Here is a 21419-nt window from a genome sequence, read left to right as displayed (position 1 = left end):
ATTTTTTTACTACACAAACAGCCATTAATAGTTGGACTCCCCTCCATCTCTTTAATTTTTATTCCTGTTCATAGGATGATGATAATTCCGTGCTGCCATAAGAGACCCGCGCGGCACTTACCACGCAAGTATCAAATTTAGTTGCATTGTGAGAGATAGCAATAGAAAAGTGCTAGACGCGTATAATAAAACATACTGGCCGTACCAGATTAAAATGAAAATACAAAAAAACTATTCTTTATAATTATATATATATATTTAAACACCAAACCCAACGATTTAATCCAAAACACAACCAAAGCATTAATACTTAATCACATAATACAAAAACAATAATTAAGACTTACTAGGTTTCATGTTATTCATCTAAAGAAACAGGCAATAACTAAATAAATAATACCAAATAGATAATACCCACTGCTGTCGAGGTGGTTACGGCAGTGGTTATAGGAAAATTAGGATCAGTTATTTGGTAGCGGAAATAACGGCCAGGGTTGTGACCGTGACCGGGCTGGAAATAGTGGTGGGAACAGATCGGAATTCGGCCTGGCTGGCAGTCCATGCCAGCCAAGTTTTTATCAGCTGCGAATCAGCTGCTCCCGCAGCAGGTGGATGCGATCACGCACCGCGGCCGCCTGCTCGAACTCCAGATTTCTGGCGTGATCCAACATGCTCTTTTCCAGCTCGGCAATCTGGGTCGCCAGTTCCTTGGCGGTGGGCAGATGCGCCGGGGTCTTCTCCTTGGCGCGCTTGGAGCCGATCCGCTTGGTACCGTCCAGATCCATCACATCGGTAATACGCTTGTTAAGCCCCTTGGGCACGATGCCGTGCTCCTCGTTGAAGCGCTGCTGCAATTCACGGCGGCGTTCGGTCTCGCCGATGGCAGCAGCCATGGAGCGGGTGATGCGGTCCGCATAGAGGATGGCCTTGCCGCGCAGGTTGCGCGCCGCGCGCCCTATGGTCTGGATAAGCGACCGTTCGGAGCGCAGGAAGCCTTCCTTGTCCGCGTCCAGAATGGCCACCAGCGAGACCTCCGGCATGTCCAGCCCTTCGCGCAGCAGGTTGATGCCCACCAACACGTCGAACTGACCCAGGCGCAGGTCGCGGATGATCTCCATCCGCTCCACGGTATCGATGTCGGAGTGCAGGTAACGCACCCGCACCCCGTGATCGTTCAGGTATTCGGTCAAATCCTCCGCCATGCGTTTGGTGAGGGTAGTAACCAGCACCCGCTCATCCCGCTCGGCGCGGGCACGGGCTTCCGACAGCACATCGTCTACCTGGGTAGCCACCGACCGGACTTCCAGCTCGGGATCGAGCAGACCGGTGGGGCGTACCACCTGCTCGGCGATGTCAGTGCCTGACTTGTCCAGCTCATAGGGGCCAGGGGTGGCAGACACGAATACCGTTTGCGGCATCAGGGCCTCGAACTCCTCGAAGCGCAGGGGCCGGTTGTCCAGCGCCGAAGGCAGCCGGAAACCGTACTCCACCAGAGTTTCCTTGCGCGAACGGTCGCCCTTGTACATGCCGCCGATCTGCGGCACCGTGACGTGGGACTCGTCGATGATCAGCAGGCCGTCGCCGGGCAGGTAATCGAACAGGGTAGGCGGCGGCTCGCCCTCCCCCCGCCCCGAGAGATAACGGGAGTAGTTCTCTATGCCCGAGCAGTAGCCCAGCTCCTGGATCATCTCGATGTCGAACTGGGTGCGCTGGCTGATGCGCTGCTCTTCCAAGAGCTTGTTGGCCGCCAGCAACTGGGCCTTGCGCGCCTGCAGCTCCACCTTGATCTGCTCTATCGCGTCCAGCAGGGTCTCGCGCGGGGTCACATAGTGGGTCTTGGGGTAGATGGTGAAGCGGGCCAGGCTCTGCTGCACGGCGCCGGTGAGCGGGTCGAACAGGCTGATGCGCTCGATTTCGTCGTCGAACAGCTCTACCCGCACCGCCTCGCTGTCGGACTCCGCCGGGAAGATGTCGATCACTTCGCCCCGCACCCGGAAGGTGCCACGCTGAAAGGCGGCGTCGTTGCGGCTGTACTGCAGCTCCGCCAGCCGGCGCAGCATGTCGCGCTGGTGGAGCCGGTCGCCGGTACGCAGGTGCAGCATCATGCTCAGATAGGACTGGGGGTCGCCCAGGCCGTAAATGGCCGACACCGAGGCGACGATGATCACGTCTCGCCGTTCCATCAGCGCCTTGGTGGCCGACAGCCGCATCTGCTCGATATGATCGTTGATGGAGGCGTCCTTCTCGATGAAGGTGTCGGTGGTCGGCACATAGGCCTCGGGCTGGTAATAGTCGTAGTAGGAGACGAAGTACTCCACGGCGTTGTGGGGGAAGAATTCCTTCATCTCGCCGTAGAGCTGGGCCGCCAGGGTCTTGTTTGGAGCCAGTATCATGGTGGGCCGGTTGAGCCTGGCGATGACGTTGGCCATGGTAAAGGTCTTGCCGGAGCCGGTCACCCCCAGCAGGGTCTGGTGTGCCAGGCCGGCATCGATGCCCTCCAGCAGTTGCGCTATCGCGTTGGGCTGATCGCCGCCGGGTTGATAGTCGCTGACCAGTTGGAAGTCTTTGCTCATTGCCGCTCTCCTCTTCAAGCAATGTCCAGTTTACCCCTGCCGGACCGGTAAATTTAAGCGAAAACGTAACCTCCCCCCCAAGTCACGAAAAAACCGATTTTATCCTTGACCCGCCCCCGGGGGCTGCGTATCATCTGCCGCCTCTTCATGAGATTCCCCCTTAGTTCAGTCGGTAGAACGGCGGACTGTTAATCCGTATGTCGCTGGTTCAAGTCCAGCAGGGGGAGCCAAATTCTGCTCTGCTCCACTTGACTTATCCACCATTTCAGCTGCAACTTTTCACAGAAACCCACATTTTGTGCTTTTGCTCTAGTCCTGGTACTACCGTTCAGATACTGAGCGGAAATTTCTTGTATCTATTTTTAACTTATTGTTTTTAAAAAAAATATACTTTGGTCAATTTTTTGCCGACTTATTGGAAAAGCCTGCTACAGCTGGCTTTGCACCGGTTTTATCTAGCCAATCCACAACCTTATCCACAGAAATGGTGGATAAGTGAGCCAAGCCCTTTCGGCACAAGGGCCGCGCCCGCTGTGTATAACCTTTTGAGTCTGATCCCTTGCGAAGCGCGATCTTGACAGCTTGAAAAAAATCACCAGCAAAAAAACAACACGCCCATTGCCCGCCCAGTTTGCTGCACCATTCGGGGCCTCTTGACTGGGTTAAAGCGTCTCCTTTCACCACCTTGGTGCAATTTACTCCCTTAAATAATAAAAACGGCACCAACCTGAGTCGGCACCGCTTGAAAGGGGACAGAGTCACTGTCCCTGGTATCGCCACATTGAGCGTCCCTGTATCTTCTTGCTGAGAAGCTTTGCCGCCCCTCCCTGGTGCAACGGGTCAGCTTGGGCGGCGTCCGACCGCCGATGCCAGCGTTCAACGTTCGGGAGCCGCCATGTCAAGCGAGTAGCAAGGTCAGCGCTGTTCGGTCAACGCCTTGATCTCCGCCGCCATGATTTCCGCCAGCGGACCCAGTATCACCTGCAGGTTCTGTTCGCCCAGCTTGACCACCCCCTTGGCACCCAGCTCCTTCAGCCTGGTTTCGTCGACCCGGTTGCGGTCCTTCATGGTGAGACGCAAGCGGGTGATGCAGGCATCGATATTGGTCAGGTTGTCCTGTCCGCCCAGCGCTTCCAGGTACTCGCGCGCCAGCTCAGACTTGTCGGTCACGCTGCGGCCCGCCACAACCGGCTCGTCCGTCTCACGTCCCGGTGTTTTCAGGTTGAAGGCCTTGATGGCGAAGTAGAAGGTAGTGAAGTAAATGGCACCGAACACCAGCCCTATGCCCACCAGAGTCCAGGGCTTGGTGGCCAGGCCCCAGTTCAGCACCATGTCGAACAGGCCGGCGGAGAAACCGAAGCCATGCAGCACCCCGAACAGGTTGACCACCACCAGCGACAGGCCGGTCAGCAGGGCATGGATGCCATACAGCACCGGCGCCAGGAACATAAAGGTAAACTCCAGCGGTTCGGTGATGCCGGTCAGGAAAGAGGTCACCGCTACCGACAGCAGCAGGCCGCCCGCCTGGGCACGCTTGTCCTTGGGTGCCGCCAGCACCATGGCCAGGGCGCCCGCCGGCAGGCCGAACATCATCACCGGGAAGAAACCGGCCATAAAGACCCCGGCGGTGGGATCACCGGCAAAGAAGCGATGCAGGTCGCCGCGGGTCGCCTCGCCGGCAATCTGGGTAATGGTGGCTCCGTCCACACCGGGGACGGCACCGCCCACGCTCAGGGTGCGCACCAGCGCCGGATCCATGCAGATGTTTTGTATCGCCCCGGCGGCCTCGTAAGTCACCTTGAGACACTCGCCCAGGCCAAACCAGAAGATGGAATTCACCACATGATGCAGCCCCACCGGGATCAGGCCCCGGTTCAGCAGGCCGTAGAAGAACTGACCGATACCACCGGAGGTCGATACCGCCATGCCGAAGGTATCAATGCCATGCTGAATGGCCGGCCAGACAAAGCCGGCGATAAAGGCCGCCAGCAAGGCCACCAGGCCGGTCATGATCGGCACCAGTCGTTTGCCACCAAAAAATGCCAGGTAATCAGGCAACTTGACCATGTGGAAGCGGTTATAGCAGTGACCGGCAATGATACCGGCGATGATGCCGCCGAAGAACGACATGTCGATTTCGCTGTTGATGGTCTTGGCCGCGCCGGTCAAGACAAAGTAGCCAACGGCTCCGGCCAGGGCCGCCGCACCGGCATCATCCTTGGACAAACCGACGGCGATCCCCAGGCCAAACAACAGCGGCAACTGGCTGAAGATGGCCCCGCCCGCCTCGGCGATAAAGGCGATACCCAACAAATCCGGTTGTCCCAGGCGCAACAGCAGCGCCGCCACTGGCAGGGTCGCGATGGGTAACATCAGCGCCTTGCCCAATTTCTGTAAATAACCCAGCACGTTCACGGCCGATCTCCTTATACATGTCTTTAGGGAGCCAGTTCTGTCCAAACCGGCTTGCACCCAGTCTATGCGCATATAATTTACACGACAAATTAAGATCTGGTTATTTGTGATTAAAATCACTTAAATTGATTATTTAAAGGCCATTTAACTGGCCATCAACCCCAACTTATTTTACTATAAAAAATATGATCATCCTTCGATACTCAACTTAAAAGGTGTTCGCCATGCGTTTAATCCCCCTCTCCACCGCTACCCTGGTCAGCCGTTGGGCCGCCTGCCATATCGCCAACCGGATCAAGGCATTTGCCCCCACCGCCGAGCGCCCCTTCGTGCTCGGTCTGCCCACCGGAGGTACTCCCCTGGCCACCTACCAGGAACTGATCAAGTTGTACCAGGCCGGGGAAGTCAGTTTCCGTCATGTGGTCACCTTCAATATGGACGAATATGTAGGACTGCCCCAAACGCATCCCCAAAGCTACCATCACTTCATGCATGCGCATTTCTTCAATCATGTGGACATCCGGCCTGAAAACATCAACCTGCTGGACGGCAATGCTCCGGATCTCGAGGCCGAGTGCCGCCGTTACGAAGACAAGATCAAGCACTACGGCAAGATCCACCTGTTTATGGGCGGGGTGGGCAGCGACGGTCATATCGCTTTCAATGAGCCCGCATCTTCTTTATCCTCTCGTACCCGGATAAAAACCCTGACCGAAGATACCCGGCTGGCCAACTCCCGTTTCTTCGACAACGACCCCGAGCAGGTACCGCGCCTGGCGCTGACCGTAGGTGTGGGCACACTGCTGGATGCCGAAGAAATCATGATTCTGGTGACCGGGCACAATAAGGCCCTGGCCTTGCAGGCAGCGGTGGAAGGCAGCGTCAACCATATGTGGACGGTCTCGGCCCTGCAGCTGCATCCGCGCGGCCTGATCGTGTGTGACACCGCCGCCACCATGGAACTCAAGGTGAAGACGGTACGCTACTTCGAACAGTTGGAAGCCGACAATATCAAACACCTGGAGTAAGCCCCATGTTTGCCCTGACCCACTGCATCCTGTTCGACGGCGAACGTCTGCACAACGACCAGGCGGTCGTGATCGAACAGGACAAGATTGCCGCCATCCTGCCTCTGGCCGAGCTGGCCGACGAACTCCCCCGTCATGACCTGGGCGGGACCCTGCTCAGTGCCGGCTTTATCGACCTGCAGCTCAACGGGTGTGGCGGCGTCATGTTCAACGACGACATCAGCCTGGCCACCCTGGACACCATGCACAGGGCCAACCTGAAGTCCGGTACCACCAGCTTCCTGCCGACCCTGATCACTTCCCCCGATGCCGATATGCAGCAGGCGGTGGCGATCACCCGGGAGTACATGGCCCGCTACCGGCACCAGGTGCTGGGCTTGCACCTGGAAGGCCCCTACACCAACATCAAGCGCAAAGGCATTCATCCCGAGCGGCAGATCCGGGCGCTGGACGAGCCCATGCTGGCCTTCCTGTGCCAAAACGCCGACGTCATCGCCAAGTTGACCCTGGCTCCCGAGTGCAACAACGCCGGGCACATCCGCCGCCTGGCCGAGGCCGGCATCCTGGTGTCCATGGGGCATACCGCCGCCAGCTACGATGAAGCCATGGCCGGCTTCGAGGCCGGGGTGGGCTTTGCCACCCACCTTTACAACGCCATGACCCCCACTCTCAGCGGCCGCGAACCCGGTGCCGTGGGTGCCGTCTACGATCATTCCCAAGTCTGTGCCGGCATTATCGTCGACGGCCATCATGTGCACTATGCCAATGTGCGGCTGGCCCACAAGGTGCTGGGCGAACGGCTGTGCCTGGTCACCGACGCCACCGCCGCCGCCGGCGCCGGCCCCGACTTCACCCGGTTCGATTTTTGCGGTGCCACCGTCTACGTGCGGGATGGGCAATGCGTGGATGAGCATGGTACACTCGGCGGTTCGGCGCTGACCATGATGGAAGGAGTCCGCAACCTGGTTGAACAGGTCGGGCTGCCACTGGAGGAAGCGCTGCGCATGGCCAGCCTTTATCCGGCCCGGGCACTGGGCCTGGACCAGAAGCTGGGCTCCGTCGCCGTCGGCAAGGTGGCTAATCTGGTGGTCTTTGACGCCCATTACCGGGTCAGGGCCACATTGGCAAACGGACATTTCACAACCCAATGACCCGCGGACAAATCGCCAACGTTGACCTGGTCAAACAGGTCAACAGCTCGGCCGTCTACCGGCTGATCGACAGCCAGGGCCCGATTTCCCGGGTCAAGATTGCCGAGCTGAGCAATCTGGCTCCGGCCAGTGTGACCAAAATCACCCGAACCCTGCTAGAGCATGGCCTGATCCGGGAAATGGAGCACCAGGCCTCCACCGGCGGCCGCCGGGCCATTTCGCTGACCACCGTCACCAGGGATTTCCATCTGATCTCGGTGAAACTGGGCCGGGGTGAGCTCAGCCTGTCGCTATACGATCTGGAAGGCAATCCCCTCGGCCGGGAGATTCATGCCTTTCCCTCCCAGCCGCAAGATGCCCTGTTAACGGCGCTTTGTGCCTATATCGGCGACTTTATCGCCCGTCGGGCGGGTAAACTCAACCTGATCGCCCTCTCGGTGATCATGCCGGGTCTCACCGACGCCCTGCGTGGCCAGGTGATCTACCACCCCAGCTATCCGTTGGCGCAGGTAGAACTGGCCGCCATACTGCGCCGGACACTCGGGCTACCGGTATTCATCGGTAACGATATTCGCGCCCTGGCCCTGGCCGAACACTATTTCGGCGCGGCGCGGGACTGCCTGGACTCGGTACTGGTCAGTGTGCACCACGGTGTCGGTGCCGGTATCATCACCGAAGGACGCATTTTTAAGAGCCTGGGCCGGGACGTAGCGGAAATCGGCCATATCCGGGTTGATCCCCTGGGCGATCGCTGCCACTGCGGCAACTTCGGCTGCCTGGAAACCATGGTGGCCGACGCCGCCCTGCTGCGTCAGGCCGCCAAGATGCTGGAGCAGGGCTATCATAGCCAAATGAGATCCGAACAGCTGACCATGACCGCCCTGTGCCAGGCGGCACTGGCCGGCGATCAACTGGCACGAAACATACTGGAGCGCGCCGCCGAACACCTGGGCCAGGCCCTGGCCATCATGGTCAACCTGTTCAACCCGCAGAAGCTGTTACTCACCGGCGCCCTGTGCGAGGCCGAGAGTATCGTGTTTCCATTGATCGGCAAGGCCATCGAGTACCAGTCCCTGCCGAGCTTCCACCAGGGCCTGCCCCTGGTGCGGGCCCACTTCCAGGACGACCAGACCATCGGTGGCCTGGCCCTGGTCAAACGCGCCCTGCTGGAGGGCGAGCTGCTGCAACTCATCATAGAGCCGAAGTCATGAACAAGTTAGTCTATAGTACGGAGCCCGGCTGGCGGGCCGATGACGGCCAGGCGGGCGCCGACAGCAGCCCCTTCCCCGCCGACGGCGTGGTGCGGCTGCGCCGCGAAACCAAGGGTCGCAAGGGCGCCGGCGTCATCTGCATCTACGGCGTACCGCCGGAGCAGGTCAAGGAGCAGGCCAAACGCCTGAAGTCCCAGCTCGGCACCGGCGGTGCCGTGAAAAACGGCGTTATCGAGATCCAGGGCGACCGGCTGGAGCAGGTGACAGCCCTGCTGACCAAGGCCGGCTTCCAGGTCAAGAAGGTGGGCGGCTAAGACGCTGTTTGAGATCTGTAGTACCAGGCCAAAGCGCCCCGCTCCGCCGACCGTCACAGGAATGTGCTTGAAGCGTGTCGGTGCCTGTTACCTCTTCGCTGGTGGTAACAGGCAGCCTTGCAAAGATCATAAGAAGGTTCTAAGGCCCCCTTGCTTTTTTGCCTTCGGCGGCTAAAATGGCCGCTCCTGCACAAGGGGGAGTAGTCGCTCTACGCGAGACGGTCGTCAACATAATTGGTGCAAAATCACCATGGCGCCCGTGACCTTTAGGGGTTTGACGAGACCTTTGACAGGCTGATGCCGATACCGGGGACGGGCGGCACGGCTTGCTCATTGGTTGATAATAATCCTGTCCCCTCTGGTATACACCTTGGAAGCCTTGACCACCTCGACGCTTGCCGTCGCCATCGCCGAAATCGGCGATAAAACCCAACTGCTCGCCCTGGTGCTGAGCTGCCGTTTCAGAAAACCCACGCCCATCATCCTCGGTATCCTCGCCGCGACCCTGCTCAATCACGCCCTCGCTGGCTGGGTCGGAGTATGGATACAGCACTGGCTGGATCCGGACTGGCTGCGTTATCTGCTGGCCGCCTCCTTTTTCGCCATGGCGGCCTGGATGCTGATCCCCGACAAGCTGGACGACGAGGACGGTCGCTTCCGCCGTTACGGTCCTTTCATTACCACTTTCGTGCTGTTCTTCCTGGCGGAGATGGGTGACAAGACCCAGCTCGCCACCGTGCTGCTGGCGGCCCGCTTCGTAGAAGACTTCTGGCTGGTGGTAGCCGGCACCACTCTGGGCATGATGGCCGCCAATGTGCCCGTGGTATTACTCGGTAAAAAAGGCGCGGAATGCATCCCCATGAAGTGGATACATGGCGCCAGCGCGGTCATCTTCGTGGTATTGGGCGTCACCACCCTGTGGTGGTAGCCTGAGGGACACCGCCCCGATAACGGGGCGGTGTCCTGGCCTAGCCATAGAGATGGAAACTGTCGGCGTTGAGCCAGAGGTGGGCCAGGATGCTCACCACATAGCCGAGGAAGATAACCGGTGCCCATTTGAGGTGGCCGAAGAAGGTGTACATGCCCCGGGCCTGGCCCATCAGCGCCACCCCGGCGGCGGAGCCGATGGACAGCAGGCTGCCACCCACGCCGGCGGTAAGGGTGATCAGCAGCCAGTTGCCGTGGGACATTTCCGGCTGCATGGTCAGCACCGCGAACATCACCGGAATGTTATCGACGATAGCCGATAGTATCCCCAGAGCCACGTTGGCGTAGACCGCGTCCCACTGGGTGTAGAGCAGATCGGATACCAGCGCCAGGTAGCCCATGTAGCCCAGCCCTCCCACACACATCACCACCCCGTAAAAGAACAACAGGGTGTCCCACTCGGCCCGGGATACCCGACTAAACACGTCGAAGGGTACCACGCTGCCCAGGCGCTTGAGTGCTTCCTCGTCGCCCCGCTTCTGAGCCAGGGCGCGCTTGCGTGCCAGTGATCCCGGCAGGGTCTGGCGCAGGAAATAGCCGAAGAATTGCAGGTAACCCAGGCCGGTCATCATGCCCAGTACCGGTGGCAGATGCAGCAGGCTGTGGCAGGCCACCGCGGTAGCGATGGTCAGCAGGAACAGACAGACGATGCGGATGGCACCGCGCTTGAGCTCCACTTCCTCATAGAGGGCGGCGGGCTTACGATCTTCCACGAAGAAGTTCATCACCACCGCCGGCACCAGGTAGTTGAGCAGGGAGGGAATGAACAGGATAAAGAACTCGTTGAACTTGACGATGCCGGCCTGCCACACCATCAGGGTAGTGATATCACCGAAGGGACTGAAGGCACCACCGGCGTTGGCGGCAATGACGATGTTCACGCAACACAGGTTGATGAACCGCTTGTCCCCTTCCGCCACCTTGGTCACCACGGCACACATCAGCAAAGCGGTGGTCAGGTTGTCGGCGATGGGGGAGATAAAAAAGGCCAGGAAACCGGTCAGCCAGAACAGGGCTTTATAACTGAACCCCTTGCGCACCATCCAGGCACGCAGCGCATCAAACAGGCGGCGCTCTTCCATGGCATTGATATAGGTCATGGCCACCAGCAGGAACAGCAGCAGCTCGGCGTATTCCAGCAGGTTATGGCGAAACGCCGCTTCCGTCACTCCGGGGATGTCATGGTTGATATAGGTCCAGCCGATGGCCACCCAGATGATGCCGGCGGCCACCAGTACCGGTTTGGACTTGCGCAGGTGCAGATATTCTTCCCCCATCACCAGCAGGTAGGCGATGACGAAGATAAAGACGGCAAAAATGCCTACAATGGAGTTGGTCAAATCCAATTGACCCCCAGCAGCAAACACGGGCGTGCTAGCAAACGCTGCCAGCCCCCCCAGAATGGACAAGCACAGTTTCCTTTGCATTGTTTTTTCTCGCTTTTGTTGTTTTGGCTATAGTTACTAGCCGCTTTGCCCGGCATAAAGGGCAAAACGCCCAAAAAGATTAACATAAAGCCGTCCCCAAGACAGTTTTGATTCTTGGCGTCGGCTCGCATTTTTTATATCGAGATGGCGGTCATGCGGCCTGCTCCCGACGGTGTTGAAGTTGCGTGCAGTATCCACGTTTTCACCCTCGCCGACGTTGATGAAAATCAAGCTGCCGTCAGCCCGCAACCGGCGGCAACGACAAGGGAAAGCCGTTAAAAAGTAAATATTTAGTCTTGTTTTTTGCATTATTTTTCACGATCATTGTTCTCTGTTTTTTCTTCCGCTTCAAAGGACAGTCCGTGCGCGATAATGATGCCGCCCTGGTCAAGGCATTTCGTCAATCCAGCCCCTATGTGAACCTGCACCGGGGCTCAACCTTCGTGGTCATGCTCGGAGGGGAGGCTATCGATCAGGAAAACTTTCCCAATATCATCAGTGATATAGCGCTGCTTACCAGCCTCGGGATCCGGCTGGTCATCGTGTTCGGTGCTCGCCCGCAAATAGACAGGGGCCTGGGAGAAGCGGGTCTGGATGGTCTCTTCCACAAGCATACCCGGGTCACTGATGAAGCCAGTTTCAGGGTGATCAAGGACGTCTGTGGCGGCCTGCAGATGGACATCATGGCCCGGCTGTCGATGGGGCTGGTCAATACCCCCATGCAAAATGCCCGCATCAACGTGGTGACCGGCAACTTCGTCATCGCCCAGCCCCTGGGCGTGGATGATGGGGTCGACTATCAACACTCGGGACGGGTGCGACGCATCCATACCGACACCATCCACCACCAGTTGGCCAACGGCGGCACCGTGCTTATCTCCCCCATCGGCTTCTCGGTCACCGGGGAAAGCTTCAACCTGTCTTCGGAAGAACTGGCCCGGCGACTGGCTATCGAGCTCAAGGCCGACAAGCTGATCGGCTTCTGCTCCCAGCGCGGGGTCATGAATGAAGACGGGGTGGCCATCGCCGAGCTCTTTCCCGAGCAGGCAGAGGAACATCTGCAGCGGCTGCTGGCGGAAGGAGAAACCCTGTCCGGCACCGCCCGTTACCTGCGTGCCGCCATCTCCAGTTGCCGTGCCGGGGTGCCGCGTAGCCACCTGGTCAGCTACAAGGAAGACGGAGCCCTTATTCAGGAGCTGTTCACCCGCGACGGCCTGGGCACCCAGATCGTCAGCCAAAGCGCCGAGCAGGCCCGCCAGGCCCGCATCGACGACATCGGTGGCATCCTGGATCTGATACGTCCGCTGGAAGAAGACGGCATACTGGTGCGTCGCTCCCGGGAACAGTTGGAGATGGAGGTGGATCAGTTCACCATCATCGAAAAGGACGGCGCCATCATCGGCTGTGCCGCCCTCTATCCCTTTCCGGAAGAAAGCATGGCGGAGATGGCCTGCGTCGCCATCCATCCGGATTATCGCCGGGGCAGCCGGGGCGACATGCTGCTGCACAAGGTGGAAGAGCAGGCCAAGAAGCGCGGGTTGACCCGGCTGTTTATTCTGACCACCCGCTCCATCCACTGGTTTCAGGAGCGAGGCTTCGAACCGGTCGACGTTAATGCCCTGCCCATGGGCAAGCAGCAGCTGTACAACTACCAGCGCCGCTCGAAAATCATGATAAAAAGCCTGGCATGAATGGATTTGGCCATTTAACCATTGACAGCGCCCTGCGGAGTCAGTAGTTATATGGCAGCCCGATTCGGGCAAAGAAGAGGCGCGTTATTCAGGCAGCCGGCAGGAGGAGCTCCCACTCCCGAGATCGCCGGTCAGGGGAAATAACGCCGAGGTGGTGATACGGGGCAGCGTATCACCGTCGGCTACGAAGGCTGAATCCTTCGGGTTGTCACCTGTGGGTGGAGTGCTTCTACGTGACCTTTCCCGTCTCTGCAGTCGTTCCCCCGTTATTTGTTTTCGCATGCACACATCAAGGAGCTGCACTTGAGCCAGTTAACCGTTGCCAAATTCGGCGGAACCAGCGTTGCCGATGCCGATGCCATGGGCCGTTGCGCCGCCATTCTCGAGCAAAACCCCACCACTCGCCTGGCGGTATTGAGCGCCAGTTCCGGAGTCACCAACCTGCTGGTGGCCCTGGCATCGGGAGAGCATCAGCCCGACAGCCGTGCCAGCCTGCTGCAGCAGTTGACCGAAATCCAGCAAGGCATTCTCGAGCGTCTGGAACGCCCCGAAATGCTGACCCGGCATATCGAAGAGATACTGCACCATATCAAGGAGCTGTCCGACAGCGCCGCCATCAGCCCCACCAAGGCATTGCATGATGAAATCGTGGCCCAGGGCGAGCTGATGTCCACCCGACTGTTCGTGGAGCTGCTGCGCCAACGCGGCACCCAGGCCATCTGGTTCGACGTGCGCCGGGTGATGCGTACCGACGATCGCTTCAGCCGCGCCACCCCCGATCTCACCACCCTGGCCGCGGCAGCGGAAGAAGAACTCAAGCCCTTGTGCGAACATCAATTGGTGGTGACCCAGGGCTTTATCGGCGCCGCCAACGACGGCCGCACCACCACCCTGGGCCGGGGCGGCAGCGATTTTTCCGCCGCCCTGCTGGGTGAAGCGCTGGAGGCCGCCGCGGTCGAAATCTGGACCGACGTCCCCGGCATCTACACCACGGATCCGCGCCTGGTGAGCGAGGCCCGCGCCATTCCCGAAATCAGCTTCAGCGAAGCCTCTGAAATGGCGACCTTCGGCGCCAAGGTGCTGCATCCCGCGACCCTGCAACCGGCGGTACGCCGACAGATCCCGGTATTCGTAGGTTCAAGCAAGGCGCCGGAAGCCGGCGGTACCTGGATCCGCAACAGCACCCCCAGCCAGCCCCTGTTCCGTGCCCTGGCCCTGCGCCGCAACCAGGTATTGCTGACCCTGACCAGCCAGAGCATGTTCCAGGCTCACGGCTTTTTGGCCGAGGTGTTCGGCATCCTGGCCAAGCACAAGATTTCGGTGGACTTGATCACCACCTCGGAGATCAGCGTGTCCCTGACCCTGGATGCCGGCGCCGAGTTGCTGAGCGAAGAAGTCCAGGCCGAGCTCAGCAAGCACTGCCACCTCAAGGTAGAACATGGCCTGGCGCTGGTGGCGCTGATCGGCAACCGCATGAGCGAAGTCAACGGCACCGGCACCCGGGTGTTCCAGGCGCTGGAAGACGTCAATATCCGCATGATCTGCTACGGCGCCAGCCCCCACAACCTGTGCTTTCTGGTAGAAGAAAAAGTGGCCGGCCAGGTGGTGGCCGACCTGCACCGGGAACTGCTGCCAGCTTAAACCGGCGGGAAGCTGGAAAAAGATAGCAAACGGCGCTGTGATGTACAGCGCCGTTTTTTATTGCTGAAGGCCGGCTTGAGTCGACATGGAAACCTCTCCCTCCCTGGCAACGCGGTACCGCTTCCGGCTTACCGTTCAGTTCATCCCCCAGGCCACCAGCAGGCCGCCGAGCAGCGACGCGGCCATCGCCAGTGCAACCCGCCGCCCCAGGGCGGCATCCCCCAGTGTCAGTGCCATGCCCGCCTTGACCAGGTTGTTGACCGAGGCCGCCAGCACGATGCCGAGCACCGCGGTACCGTGATCGATACCCGAGAGCGACATCCGCGTCAGCGACAGGGTAATAGCGTCCACATCAGTCACCCCCGATACCAGCGCCAGCAACAGAATGCCCGCGTTTCCCATTGCTCCCTTGAACCACTCCCCCAACAGCATGATCATCAGGATAAGGCCACCGAACAGGAAGGCAGCCTTCAGATCCAGGGGGTTCATATGCAGGCTCGGCTGATCCACACTCGCCAGGGTGCGATGCCGGCGCCAGATCCAGACCGCGGGGCCATAGAGCAACAACGTCATCGCCAGCACCGGCAGCCAGAGGTCCGCCAGCAGCGCCGGATTGATCAACGCGCAGTACACCAGGATGCGCGGGAACATGGTGCCGCAGGCCAGCAGCACACCGGCCGCCAGCAGGGGAGCCAGCACCACTGATTCCCGGGAAAGGCGGGAATAATGCAGGGTCAGGGCAGTGGAGGAGCTCAGCCCCGCGAACAGGCTGGTGAATAAGATGCCCTTCTCGGTGCCGCCGACCCGGATGGCGAAATAGCCGACAAAGGAAATGGAAGCGATTAGCACCACCATCCACCAGATTTCGTAGGGATTGATGGCGCCGCCCGGCCCCATGTCCCGGTTGGGCAACAGGGGCAGCATCACCACGGTGATCAGCAGCAGCTTGAGCCCGGCGTCCAGCTCGTGCTCCTGCAGTTTTTGCAGCAGGCCGTGGATTTCCCGCTTGTTGTCGAGGATAAAGGCGGTGATCACCGCGGCGGTGGCGGCAATGGCCGGGTTGTCGAGCATCGCCAGGGCGCCGAAACAGAAGGTCAGTACCAGGCCGATACTGCCGGTAATGCTGTAGTCGGAAAGCTCCCGACTGCGGGCACGGTAGGCCACCAGGGTCAGGGCGAACACACCGAGCAGGCCGGCCACCAGCAGCCACTGGCCGACATGGCTGCCGAGCAGGGCCGTGAGGCCGCCGAGCAATCCGACCAGTGCGTGGGTACGGATACCGGCCACCCGCAACCCGGCCTGGGTATCCCGGCTCTGCCAACCGCGCTGGATACCGATAAGGGTTCCCAGCAGCAGTGCCACCCCCAACCGCGCCAGGTTCTGGTGCCCGGCCAGCAGGGTTTCCGCCAGTTCATCCATGAGCGACTCCCGAAACGGGGCCTCAGCCCGAGCCCTGGCGCCGGTCCTCGATCAGGGCGCCGGCCTGCAGGGCTTCCTGTTCGTGGTCCGGCTCCCGCCAGGGCTCCGTCAGGGCCGCCGCCAGCCAGTCCTGCATCGCCGGCAGCGCCAGGATGCGTTCGGCGTAGTCGGCGGCGGCCGGCGCCAGTGGCAGGTGGTAGTTGATGGTCCGGAACACCACGGGGGCGAAAAAGGCATCCACCGCGCCGAAGACCTCGCCCGCCAGCCAGGGACCACCGAAGCGGGAAAGTCCGTCCTGCCACAGCTCGTTCAGGCGGTCGAGGTCCTGGCGCAGGGCATCATCCATGGCCCCAAGGGCGATATGCAGGCCGCAGTTCATCGGGCACTGGCTGCGCAGGGCTCCAAAACCCGAGTGCATCTCGGCCGCCGCCGACCGGGCCCAGGCCCGGGCTTCCCTGGTTTTGGGCCAGACGGCCGGACAGAACTCGGCCAGGTATTCCACTATGGCCAGGGAGTCCCATACGGTGAGGCTCCCGTCCACCAGGCAAGGGACCTTGCCGGTGGGCGAGAAACGACGGAATTCATTCCAGTTGGAACCTGCCCCGAAGGGTACCAGCCGTTCGGTGAAAGGAATGTCCAGCATCCGCATCAATATCCAGGGTCGCAGCGACCAGGACGAATAATTCTTGTTGGCAATATAGAGTTCCACTGCCTGCTCCTTAACCCTCTGGGTTGCCGGTTTCGCCCGGAACATGGGGGCTCTCCCCCCGTAAAAAAGCCAGCATCATGCCCATGACCTCGGCGCCATGGTGGGGTAGTTCGACGGAGTCCATGGCCTGACGATAGCGCTCATCGTCGAACCGGTACCGGCGCTGCTCCATCAGGAAGCGGGCATAGTCGCGGGTAAACTCCGGGTGTCCCTGCACCCCCATCACCCGATCATCCAGGGTAAAGGCCGCATGGGGGCAGAAAGCGGAGCCGGCCAGTAACCGGGCCTGCTCGGGCAGGCGCAGCACCTGGTCCTGGTGGCTCACCAGCAGGCGATAATCGGGAGCACCCTCGGCTTGCCAACGGTAGCCGTGGTTGCCGATGCCCCAGCCTGCCGGCGCCCGGTTCACCGCGCCACCGTGCATCAGCGCCAGCAACTGGTGGCCGAAGCAGACACCTGCCACCCGTTGGCCCGCCGCCAGCAGTGCATGCACCCGGTGCTTCAGACGGGCCAGCCAGGGGTAGTCGCCGAAGGCATCATGGCGGGCCCCGCTGATAATCCAGCCGTCCAGTCGGCTGTCCGGATCCGGCAACTCTCCCGCTTCGGCATCGAACACCTGTAGCCGGGCCCCGGGCATCACCTCGCGGATGCGGTCGAAAAACAGATCGGGATAGTCGCCGCCTTCACGGCGAAATTCCGGGTCGATATGATCACAGAGCAATAATCCGAGCTGCATAGGGCTCCTCGTCAATCACCCGCCAGCACGTCTTCCAGCGGGGTATAGGGTAAATCATGGGCCTCGGCCACCGCCTGGTAGCAAAGCTTGCCGGCATGTACATTCAGGCCCCGGGCCAGGTGTTCGTCGTCCTGCAAGGCTCGCCGCCAGCCCTTGTTGGCCAGGGCCTGGATAAAGGGCAGTGTGGCATTGGTCAGGGCGAAGGTGGACGTGCGTGCCACCCCGCCCGGCATGTTGGCCACGCAGTAGTGGACGATACCCTCTACCTCGTAGGTGGGCTGCTGATGGGTGGTAGCCCGGCTGGTCTCGAAACAGCCACCCTGGTCGATGGCCACATCCACCAGCACGGCGCCCTTGGGCAGCAATTTCAGCATATCGCGAGTCACCAGCTTGGGCGCCGCTGCCCCGGGGATCAGCACCGCTCCCACCACCAGATCGGCCCGGGGCAACTCGGCCTCGATGGCATCCCCGGTGGAGTACAGGGTCTTCAGGCCCGGGCCATAGAGGTTGTCCAGCTCCTTCAATCGCGGCAGGGACTTGTCGAAAATGATGACATCGGCCCCCAGGCCCAGTGCCATGCGGGCGGCATGAATGCCCACCACGCCGCCACCCAGCACCAGCACCCGGGCCGGAGCCACGCCGGGTACCCCGCCCAGCAGCACCCCGCGTCCACCCTGGGCCTTTTCCAGGCAGTGAGCCCCGGCCTGGACCGCCATGCGCCCGGCCACCTCACTCATCGGCGCCAGCAGCGGCAGGCCGCCCTGGCGGTCGGTGACGGTTTCGTAGGCGATGGCGGAACAACCGGACTTGAGCAGCCCCTGGGTCTGGGGCAGATCCGGCGCCAGGTGCAGGTAAGTGAACAGCACCTGACCGGGCCTGAGCCGCCGGTACTCCTCGGCCTGGGGCTCCTTGACCTTGACTATCATCTCGGCGCGGGCGAACAGCTCGGCCGCGTCCATGATCAGTTCCGCCCCGGCGGCGGCATAGTGCTCGTCCAGCAGGCCGATGGCGGTACCCGCTCCGCTTTGCACCATGACCCTGTGACCATCCCGCACCAGTTCCTTGACGCCGCCGGGGGTCATGCCCACCCGGTACTCGTGGTTCTTGATTTCCGTCGGTACTCCGATATCCATATCCACCTCTGTGTGTCGGCCGTTTTGTGAGTTAGAATGCACGCCGGATCAACGGCACCGCCCTGATCCTGTTATAGAATCGATGGCATTATCTTGCTCGTATCCGTTTTGACATTCAATTGCACTCAGGAGAATTCCCGCAGATGGACATTGGCAATCGTCTGAAAACCGTACGGCAACAGGCCCAATTGTCCCAGCGTGAACTCGCCAAGCGCTCCGGGGTGACCAACGGCTTTATTTCCCAGGTGGAAAAAAACCAGGTCAGCCCTTCCATCGGCTCCCTGAAGCGGCTGCTCGACGGTCTGCCCATGTCACTGGCGGAGTTTTTCGCCGAGGCCGCAGACAACAGCAACCCCGTGGTGTACCGGGCCGAAGAGCAGCCCGAACTGGGCTCCGGCGACATCAGCTACCGCCTGATCGGCAGTGGTTTTCCCGGCCGTGCCATCGGCCTGCTGCGCGAGATCATGCCGCCGGGGGCCGACACCGGCCCCGAGTTGCTCAGTCACGCCGGCCAGGAATGCGGGGTGGTGCTCCGGGGCCGGCTGCGGCTCACCGTGGGCGGGCAGGAGTTCGAGCTGGGCCCGGGCGATGGCTACTATTTCGACAGCACCCAGCTCCACCGCTTCGTCAGCATCGGCGACCAGCCGCTGGAGCTGATTTCGGCCAATACCCCCCCCTCCTTCTAGAAGGTCGGCGGTGTGGCCGCCGATACCAGCTCGCACACCTCGGTGCCGATATTGCGAAAGCGATGGGGCTCCCTGGTATCGAAGTAATAACCGTCCCCCGCCCGCAGCAAGCAGCGCTGCTCGCCCACCGTCACCTCGATTTCGCCCCGCAGCACCAGCCCCGCCTCCTCCGCCTCGTTGCTCAGCATCCCGGGGCCGGTGTCGGCCCCGGGCGGGTAGAGCTCCCGCTGCAGCGCCAACCGACGGTCCCGATGCAGGGGACCGACCAGCCACATCTGCACCTGGCCACTGCTCATCGGCACCAGTTCGTGACCCCGAAAAAATACCTGCCGGCACGGCGCCTGCTCCAGGCTGAAAAACTCCCCCATGGAGATGGGAAAGCCGTCCAGTACCCGTTTCAGGGTGGCCACCGAAGGGTTCACCGCGGCCTGTTCGATTTGCGAGATCAAACTATTGTTCACCCCCGCCCGCCGGGCCAGTTCCCGCTGGGACAGGCCCTGACGGGTACGCAGCCACTTCAGTCGCTCCGCAAGCTCCATAAGCCCTCCCCTAGCCGCCAGCCCGGGCGGCGGCCGCTTCCTGGGCACGGCGCCGCTCGGCCCGGGCCATCAGCCACCAGCCGATAAAGGTGACCAGGGACACTATCAGTATGATGATGGTCGCCAGGGCGTTGATCTTGGGACTGACCCCCAGCCGCACGCTGGAGAACACCACCATGGGCAGGGTGGTAGCGTTGGGCCCGGACACGAAGCTGGCTATCACCAAATCGTCGAGGGACAGGGTAAAGGCCAGCAGCCAGCCGGCGATGATGGCCGGCGCTATGATGGGCAAGGTGATCACGAAGAACACCTTGAGCGGCCGGGCCCCCAGATCCATGGCCGCCTCCTCCACCGACTTGTCCAGTTCCCGCAGCCGGGAGCTGACCACCACCGCCACATAGGCGGTGCAGAAGGTGACGTGGGCAATCCAGATGGTGCTCATGCCCCGTTGGGCAGGCCAGCCCAGCCAGTCACCCATGGCCACGAACAGCAGCAGCAGCGACAGGCCGGTGATCACCTCAGGCATCACCAGTGGCGCGGTGATCATGAAGGCGAAGCCGTTCTCTCCCCGGAAGCGGCCGATACGGGTGAGCACGAAGCCTGCCACCGTGCCCAGCACCACGGCGGCGGTGGCGGCGAAGAAGGCGATGGTCAGGCTCAGGCCCACCGCCTGCATCATCATCTGATCCCGCAATAGCTCGCCGTACCAGCGAGTGGACCAGCCGGCCCACACCGTGACCAGACGCGAGCTGTTGAAGGAATAGATAATCAGCAACAGCATGGGCAGATAGAGGAAGCCGAAGCCCAACAGCAGGATCAGGGGGCGCAGCCGGGAACGGCTGACAGGGATGTCACTCATGTTCAGCCCTCCAGCTCTTTGCGTTGAATACGGTGGAACCACATGATGGGCACCATCAGCAACAGCAGCATGACGCTGGCCACCGCCGCCGCTATCGGCCAGTCACGGTTGTTGAAGAATTCCTGCCACAGCACCCGCCCGATCAGCAGGGTATCGGGGCCACCGAGCAACTCGGGGATGACGAACTCCCCCACCGCCGGGATGAACACCAGCATGGAGCCGGCGATGATGCCACCCTTGGTGAGCGGGACAATCACCGTGGCCAGGGTCTTCCAGGGCCGTGCGCCCAGATCCGCCGCCGCCTCCACCAGGGAGTAGTCGAGCCGCATCAGGGCAGTGTAGAGCGGTAACACCATGAAGGGCAGATAGGCGTAGACGATGCCGATATAGACGGCGGTGTTGGTGTTGAGGATCTGCAGCGGCGCCTCTATCGCTCCCAGCCAAAGCAGCAGGTTGTTGAGAAAGCCGTTGTTGCCGAGGATACCCATCCAGGCGTAGACCCGGATCAGGAAGGAGGTCCAGGACGGCAGTATCACCAGCATCAGCAGCACGTTGCGGGTAGAGGGCCGGGAGTGCACTATGGCCCAGGCCAGGGGAAAGCCGATCAGCAGGCACAGCAGGGTGGAAATGGTCGCCACCCGGAGCGACTGCAGGTAGGACTGGAGATAGAGGCTGTCGGTCAACAGGAACAGGTAGTTACCGAGATTGAGCACGATTTGCAGCTGATCATTGGCGAATCTTACCACCTCCCCATAGGGCGGAATAGCCAGGGCCGCCTCGGACAGGCTGATCTTGAACACGATGAGAAAAGGGATCAGAAAAAACAGCAGCAGCCAAGTATAGGGCAGCGCTATCACCAGGCTGCGGCCCAGCCTCAGGCGGGAACGGGCGTTCATCATC

The 21419-nt window shown here is 60.9% G+C and carries 19 protein-coding genes, 1 tRNA gene and 2 riboswitches; of the genes, 9 read left to right on the top strand and 11 right to left on the bottom strand.

Annotated features, from left to right (window positions below):
* Nucleotides 1–578 precede the first annotated feature (578 nt).
* Complete coding sequence (gene uvrB, locus ACEVBK_RS08220; RefSeq protein ID WP_375058116.1) at nt 579–2573, bottom strand: excinuclease ABC subunit UvrB; 1995 nt, start codon at nt 2571–2573, stop codon at nt 579–581.
* A gap of 154 nt (nt 2574–2727) precedes the next feature.
* Here uvrB and ACEVBK_RS08215 point away from each other — a divergent pair.
* Nucleotides 2728–2803 (top strand) — tRNA-Asn (locus ACEVBK_RS08215).
* Between the two features lie 685 nt (nt 2804–3488).
* Here ACEVBK_RS08215 and nagE read toward each other — a convergent pair.
* Entirely contained in the window at nt 3489–4988 is a 1500-nt protein-coding gene (nagE, locus tag ACEVBK_RS08210) for an N-acetylglucosamine-specific PTS transporter subunit IIBC (protein WP_375058115.1), read from the bottom strand.
* Nucleotides 4989–5212: 224 nt separating this feature from the next.
* Here nagE and nagB point away from each other — a divergent pair, with 224 nt between their 5' ends.
* The 5 genes from nagB to ACEVBK_RS08185 all read left to right on the top strand — a co-directional run bounded on the left by nagB (nt 5213) and on the right by ACEVBK_RS08185 (nt 9620).
* Nucleotides 5213–6016 (top strand): glucosamine-6-phosphate deaminase, encoded by an 804-nt coding sequence (gene nagB, locus ACEVBK_RS08205; RefSeq protein ID WP_375058114.1) that lies wholly within the window; start codon nt 5213–5215, stop codon nt 6014–6016.
* A 5-nt stretch (nt 6017–6021) separates the two neighbouring features.
* Complete coding sequence (nagA, locus tag ACEVBK_RS08200) at nt 6022–7167, top strand: N-acetylglucosamine-6-phosphate deacetylase (RefSeq protein WP_375058113.1); 1146 nt, start codon at nt 6022–6024, stop codon at nt 7165–7167.
* Entirely contained in the window at nt 7164–8378 is a 1215-nt protein-coding gene (locus tag ACEVBK_RS08195) for an ROK family protein (protein ID WP_375058112.1), read from the top strand. The genes nagA and ACEVBK_RS08195 overlap by 4 nt, the downstream gene beginning before the upstream one ends.
* The gene (locus ACEVBK_RS08190) at nt 8375–8692 is read left to right on the top strand and encodes a translation initiation factor (protein WP_375058111.1); all 318 of its coding nucleotides are present in this window, start codon (nt 8375–8377) and stop codon (nt 8690–8692) included. The genes ACEVBK_RS08195 and ACEVBK_RS08190 overlap by 4 nt, the downstream gene beginning before the upstream one ends.
* A 183-nt stretch (nt 8693–8875) precedes the next feature.
* Nucleotides 8876–9039, top strand: a riboswitch (yybP-ykoY riboswitch).
* 23 nt (nt 9040–9062) lie between these two features.
* Nucleotides 9063–9620, top strand: coding sequence for a TMEM165/GDT1 family protein (locus ACEVBK_RS08185; protein ID WP_375058110.1), 558 nt, complete (start codon nt 9063–9065; stop codon nt 9618–9620).
* Nucleotides 9621–9660: 40 nt separating this feature from the next.
* Here the strand turns inward: ACEVBK_RS08185 and nhaD are convergent, their stop codons facing one another.
* Together nhaD and ACEVBK_RS08175 are read right to left on the bottom strand one after the other, a co-directional pair.
* Nucleotides 9661–11106, bottom strand: coding sequence for a sodium:proton antiporter NhaD (gene nhaD, locus ACEVBK_RS08180; protein ID WP_375058109.1), 1446 nt, complete (start codon nt 11104–11106; stop codon nt 9661–9663).
* Between the two features lie 36 nt (nt 11107–11142).
* A complete protein-coding gene (locus tag ACEVBK_RS08175; protein ID WP_375058108.1) occupies nt 11143–11415 on the bottom strand; it encodes a hypothetical protein in 273 nt (90 codons plus the stop codon).
* Between the two features lie 53 nt (nt 11416–11468).
* On the opposite strand from ACEVBK_RS08175, the gene argA reads away from it, so the two are divergent.
* Together argA and lysC are read left to right on the top strand one after the other, a co-directional pair.
* Nucleotides 11469–12797: an amino-acid N-acetyltransferase gene (argA, locus tag ACEVBK_RS08170; protein WP_375058107.1), complete on the top strand. Its 1329-nt coding sequence runs from the start codon at nt 11469–11471 to the stop codon at nt 12795–12797.
* A gap of 66 nt (nt 12798–12863) precedes the next feature.
* A riboswitch (Lysine riboswitch) is annotated at nt 12864–13034 on the top strand.
* Between the two features lie 66 nt (nt 13035–13100).
* On the top strand, nt 13101–14438 hold the full coding sequence (gene lysC, locus ACEVBK_RS08165; RefSeq protein WP_375058106.1) for a lysine-sensitive aspartokinase 3: 1338 nt from the start codon (nt 13101–13103) through the stop codon (nt 14436–14438).
* 135 nt (nt 14439–14573) lie between these two features.
* On the opposite strand, the gene ACEVBK_RS08160 is transcribed toward lysC, so the two are convergent.
* From ACEVBK_RS08160 to ald, 4 genes are read right to left on the bottom strand one after another with little or no spacing between them, the layout of a single operon-like run.
* Nucleotides 14574–15857 carry an MgtC/SapB family protein gene (locus tag ACEVBK_RS08160; RefSeq protein WP_375058105.1) on the bottom strand — a complete coding sequence of 428 codons (1284 nt, stop codon included), beginning with the start codon at nt 15855–15857 and terminating at the stop codon, nt 14574–14576.
* A 22-nt stretch (nt 15858–15879) separates the two neighbouring features.
* Entirely contained in the window at nt 15880–16566 is a 687-nt protein-coding gene (locus tag ACEVBK_RS08155) for a glutathione S-transferase N-terminal domain-containing protein (RefSeq protein ID WP_375058104.1), read from the bottom strand.
* A gap of 10 nt (nt 16567–16576) precedes the next feature.
* Nucleotides 16577–17302 carry a glutamine amidotransferase gene (locus tag ACEVBK_RS08150; RefSeq protein WP_375058103.1) on the bottom strand — a complete coding sequence of 242 codons (726 nt, stop codon included), beginning with the start codon at nt 17300–17302 and terminating at the stop codon, nt 16577–16579.
* Nucleotides 17303–17313: 11 nt separating this feature from the next.
* Nucleotides 17314–18435 carry an alanine dehydrogenase gene (gene ald / locus ACEVBK_RS08145; protein ID WP_375058102.1) on the bottom strand — a complete coding sequence of 374 codons (1122 nt, stop codon included), beginning with the start codon at nt 18433–18435 and terminating at the stop codon, nt 17314–17316.
* A gap of 143 nt (nt 18436–18578) precedes the next feature.
* On the opposite strand from ald, the gene ACEVBK_RS08140 reads away from it, so the two are divergent.
* On the top strand, nt 18579–19121 hold the full coding sequence (locus ACEVBK_RS08140) for a cupin domain-containing protein (RefSeq protein ID WP_375058101.1): 543 nt from the start codon (nt 18579–18581) through the stop codon (nt 19119–19121).
* Here the strand turns inward: ACEVBK_RS08140 and ACEVBK_RS08135 are convergent.
* Genes ACEVBK_RS08135 through potH form a run of 3 tightly spaced genes read right to left on the bottom strand, consistent with a single transcriptional unit; the run spans nt 19118 to nt 21415 of the window.
* Nucleotides 19118–19660: a cupin domain-containing protein gene (locus tag ACEVBK_RS08135; protein WP_375058100.1), complete on the bottom strand. Its 543-nt coding sequence runs from the start codon at nt 19658–19660 to the stop codon at nt 19118–19120. The two genes, ACEVBK_RS08140 and ACEVBK_RS08135, sit on opposite strands and share 4 nt — an antisense overlap.
* 10 nt (nt 19661–19670) lie before the next feature.
* The gene (potI, locus tag ACEVBK_RS08130) at nt 19671–20519 is read right to left on the bottom strand and encodes a putrescine ABC transporter permease PotI (RefSeq protein ID WP_375058099.1); all 849 of its coding nucleotides are present in this window, start codon (nt 20517–20519) and stop codon (nt 19671–19673) included.
* A gap of 2 nt (nt 20520–20521) precedes the next feature.
* Nucleotides 20522–21415: a putrescine ABC transporter permease PotH gene (potH, locus tag ACEVBK_RS08125; RefSeq protein ID WP_375058530.1), complete on the bottom strand. Its 894-nt coding sequence runs from the start codon at nt 21413–21415 to the stop codon at nt 20522–20524.
* Nucleotides 21416–21419 lie beyond the last annotated feature (4 nt).

It is taken from the genome of Zobellella sp. DQSA1, assembly GCF_041950555.1.
GTDB lineage: Bacteria > Pseudomonadota > Gammaproteobacteria > Enterobacterales > Aeromonadaceae > Oceanimonas.
Note: the sequence above shows the minus strand (reverse complement) of the source record. Positions and strands in the feature narration are given on the sequence as shown.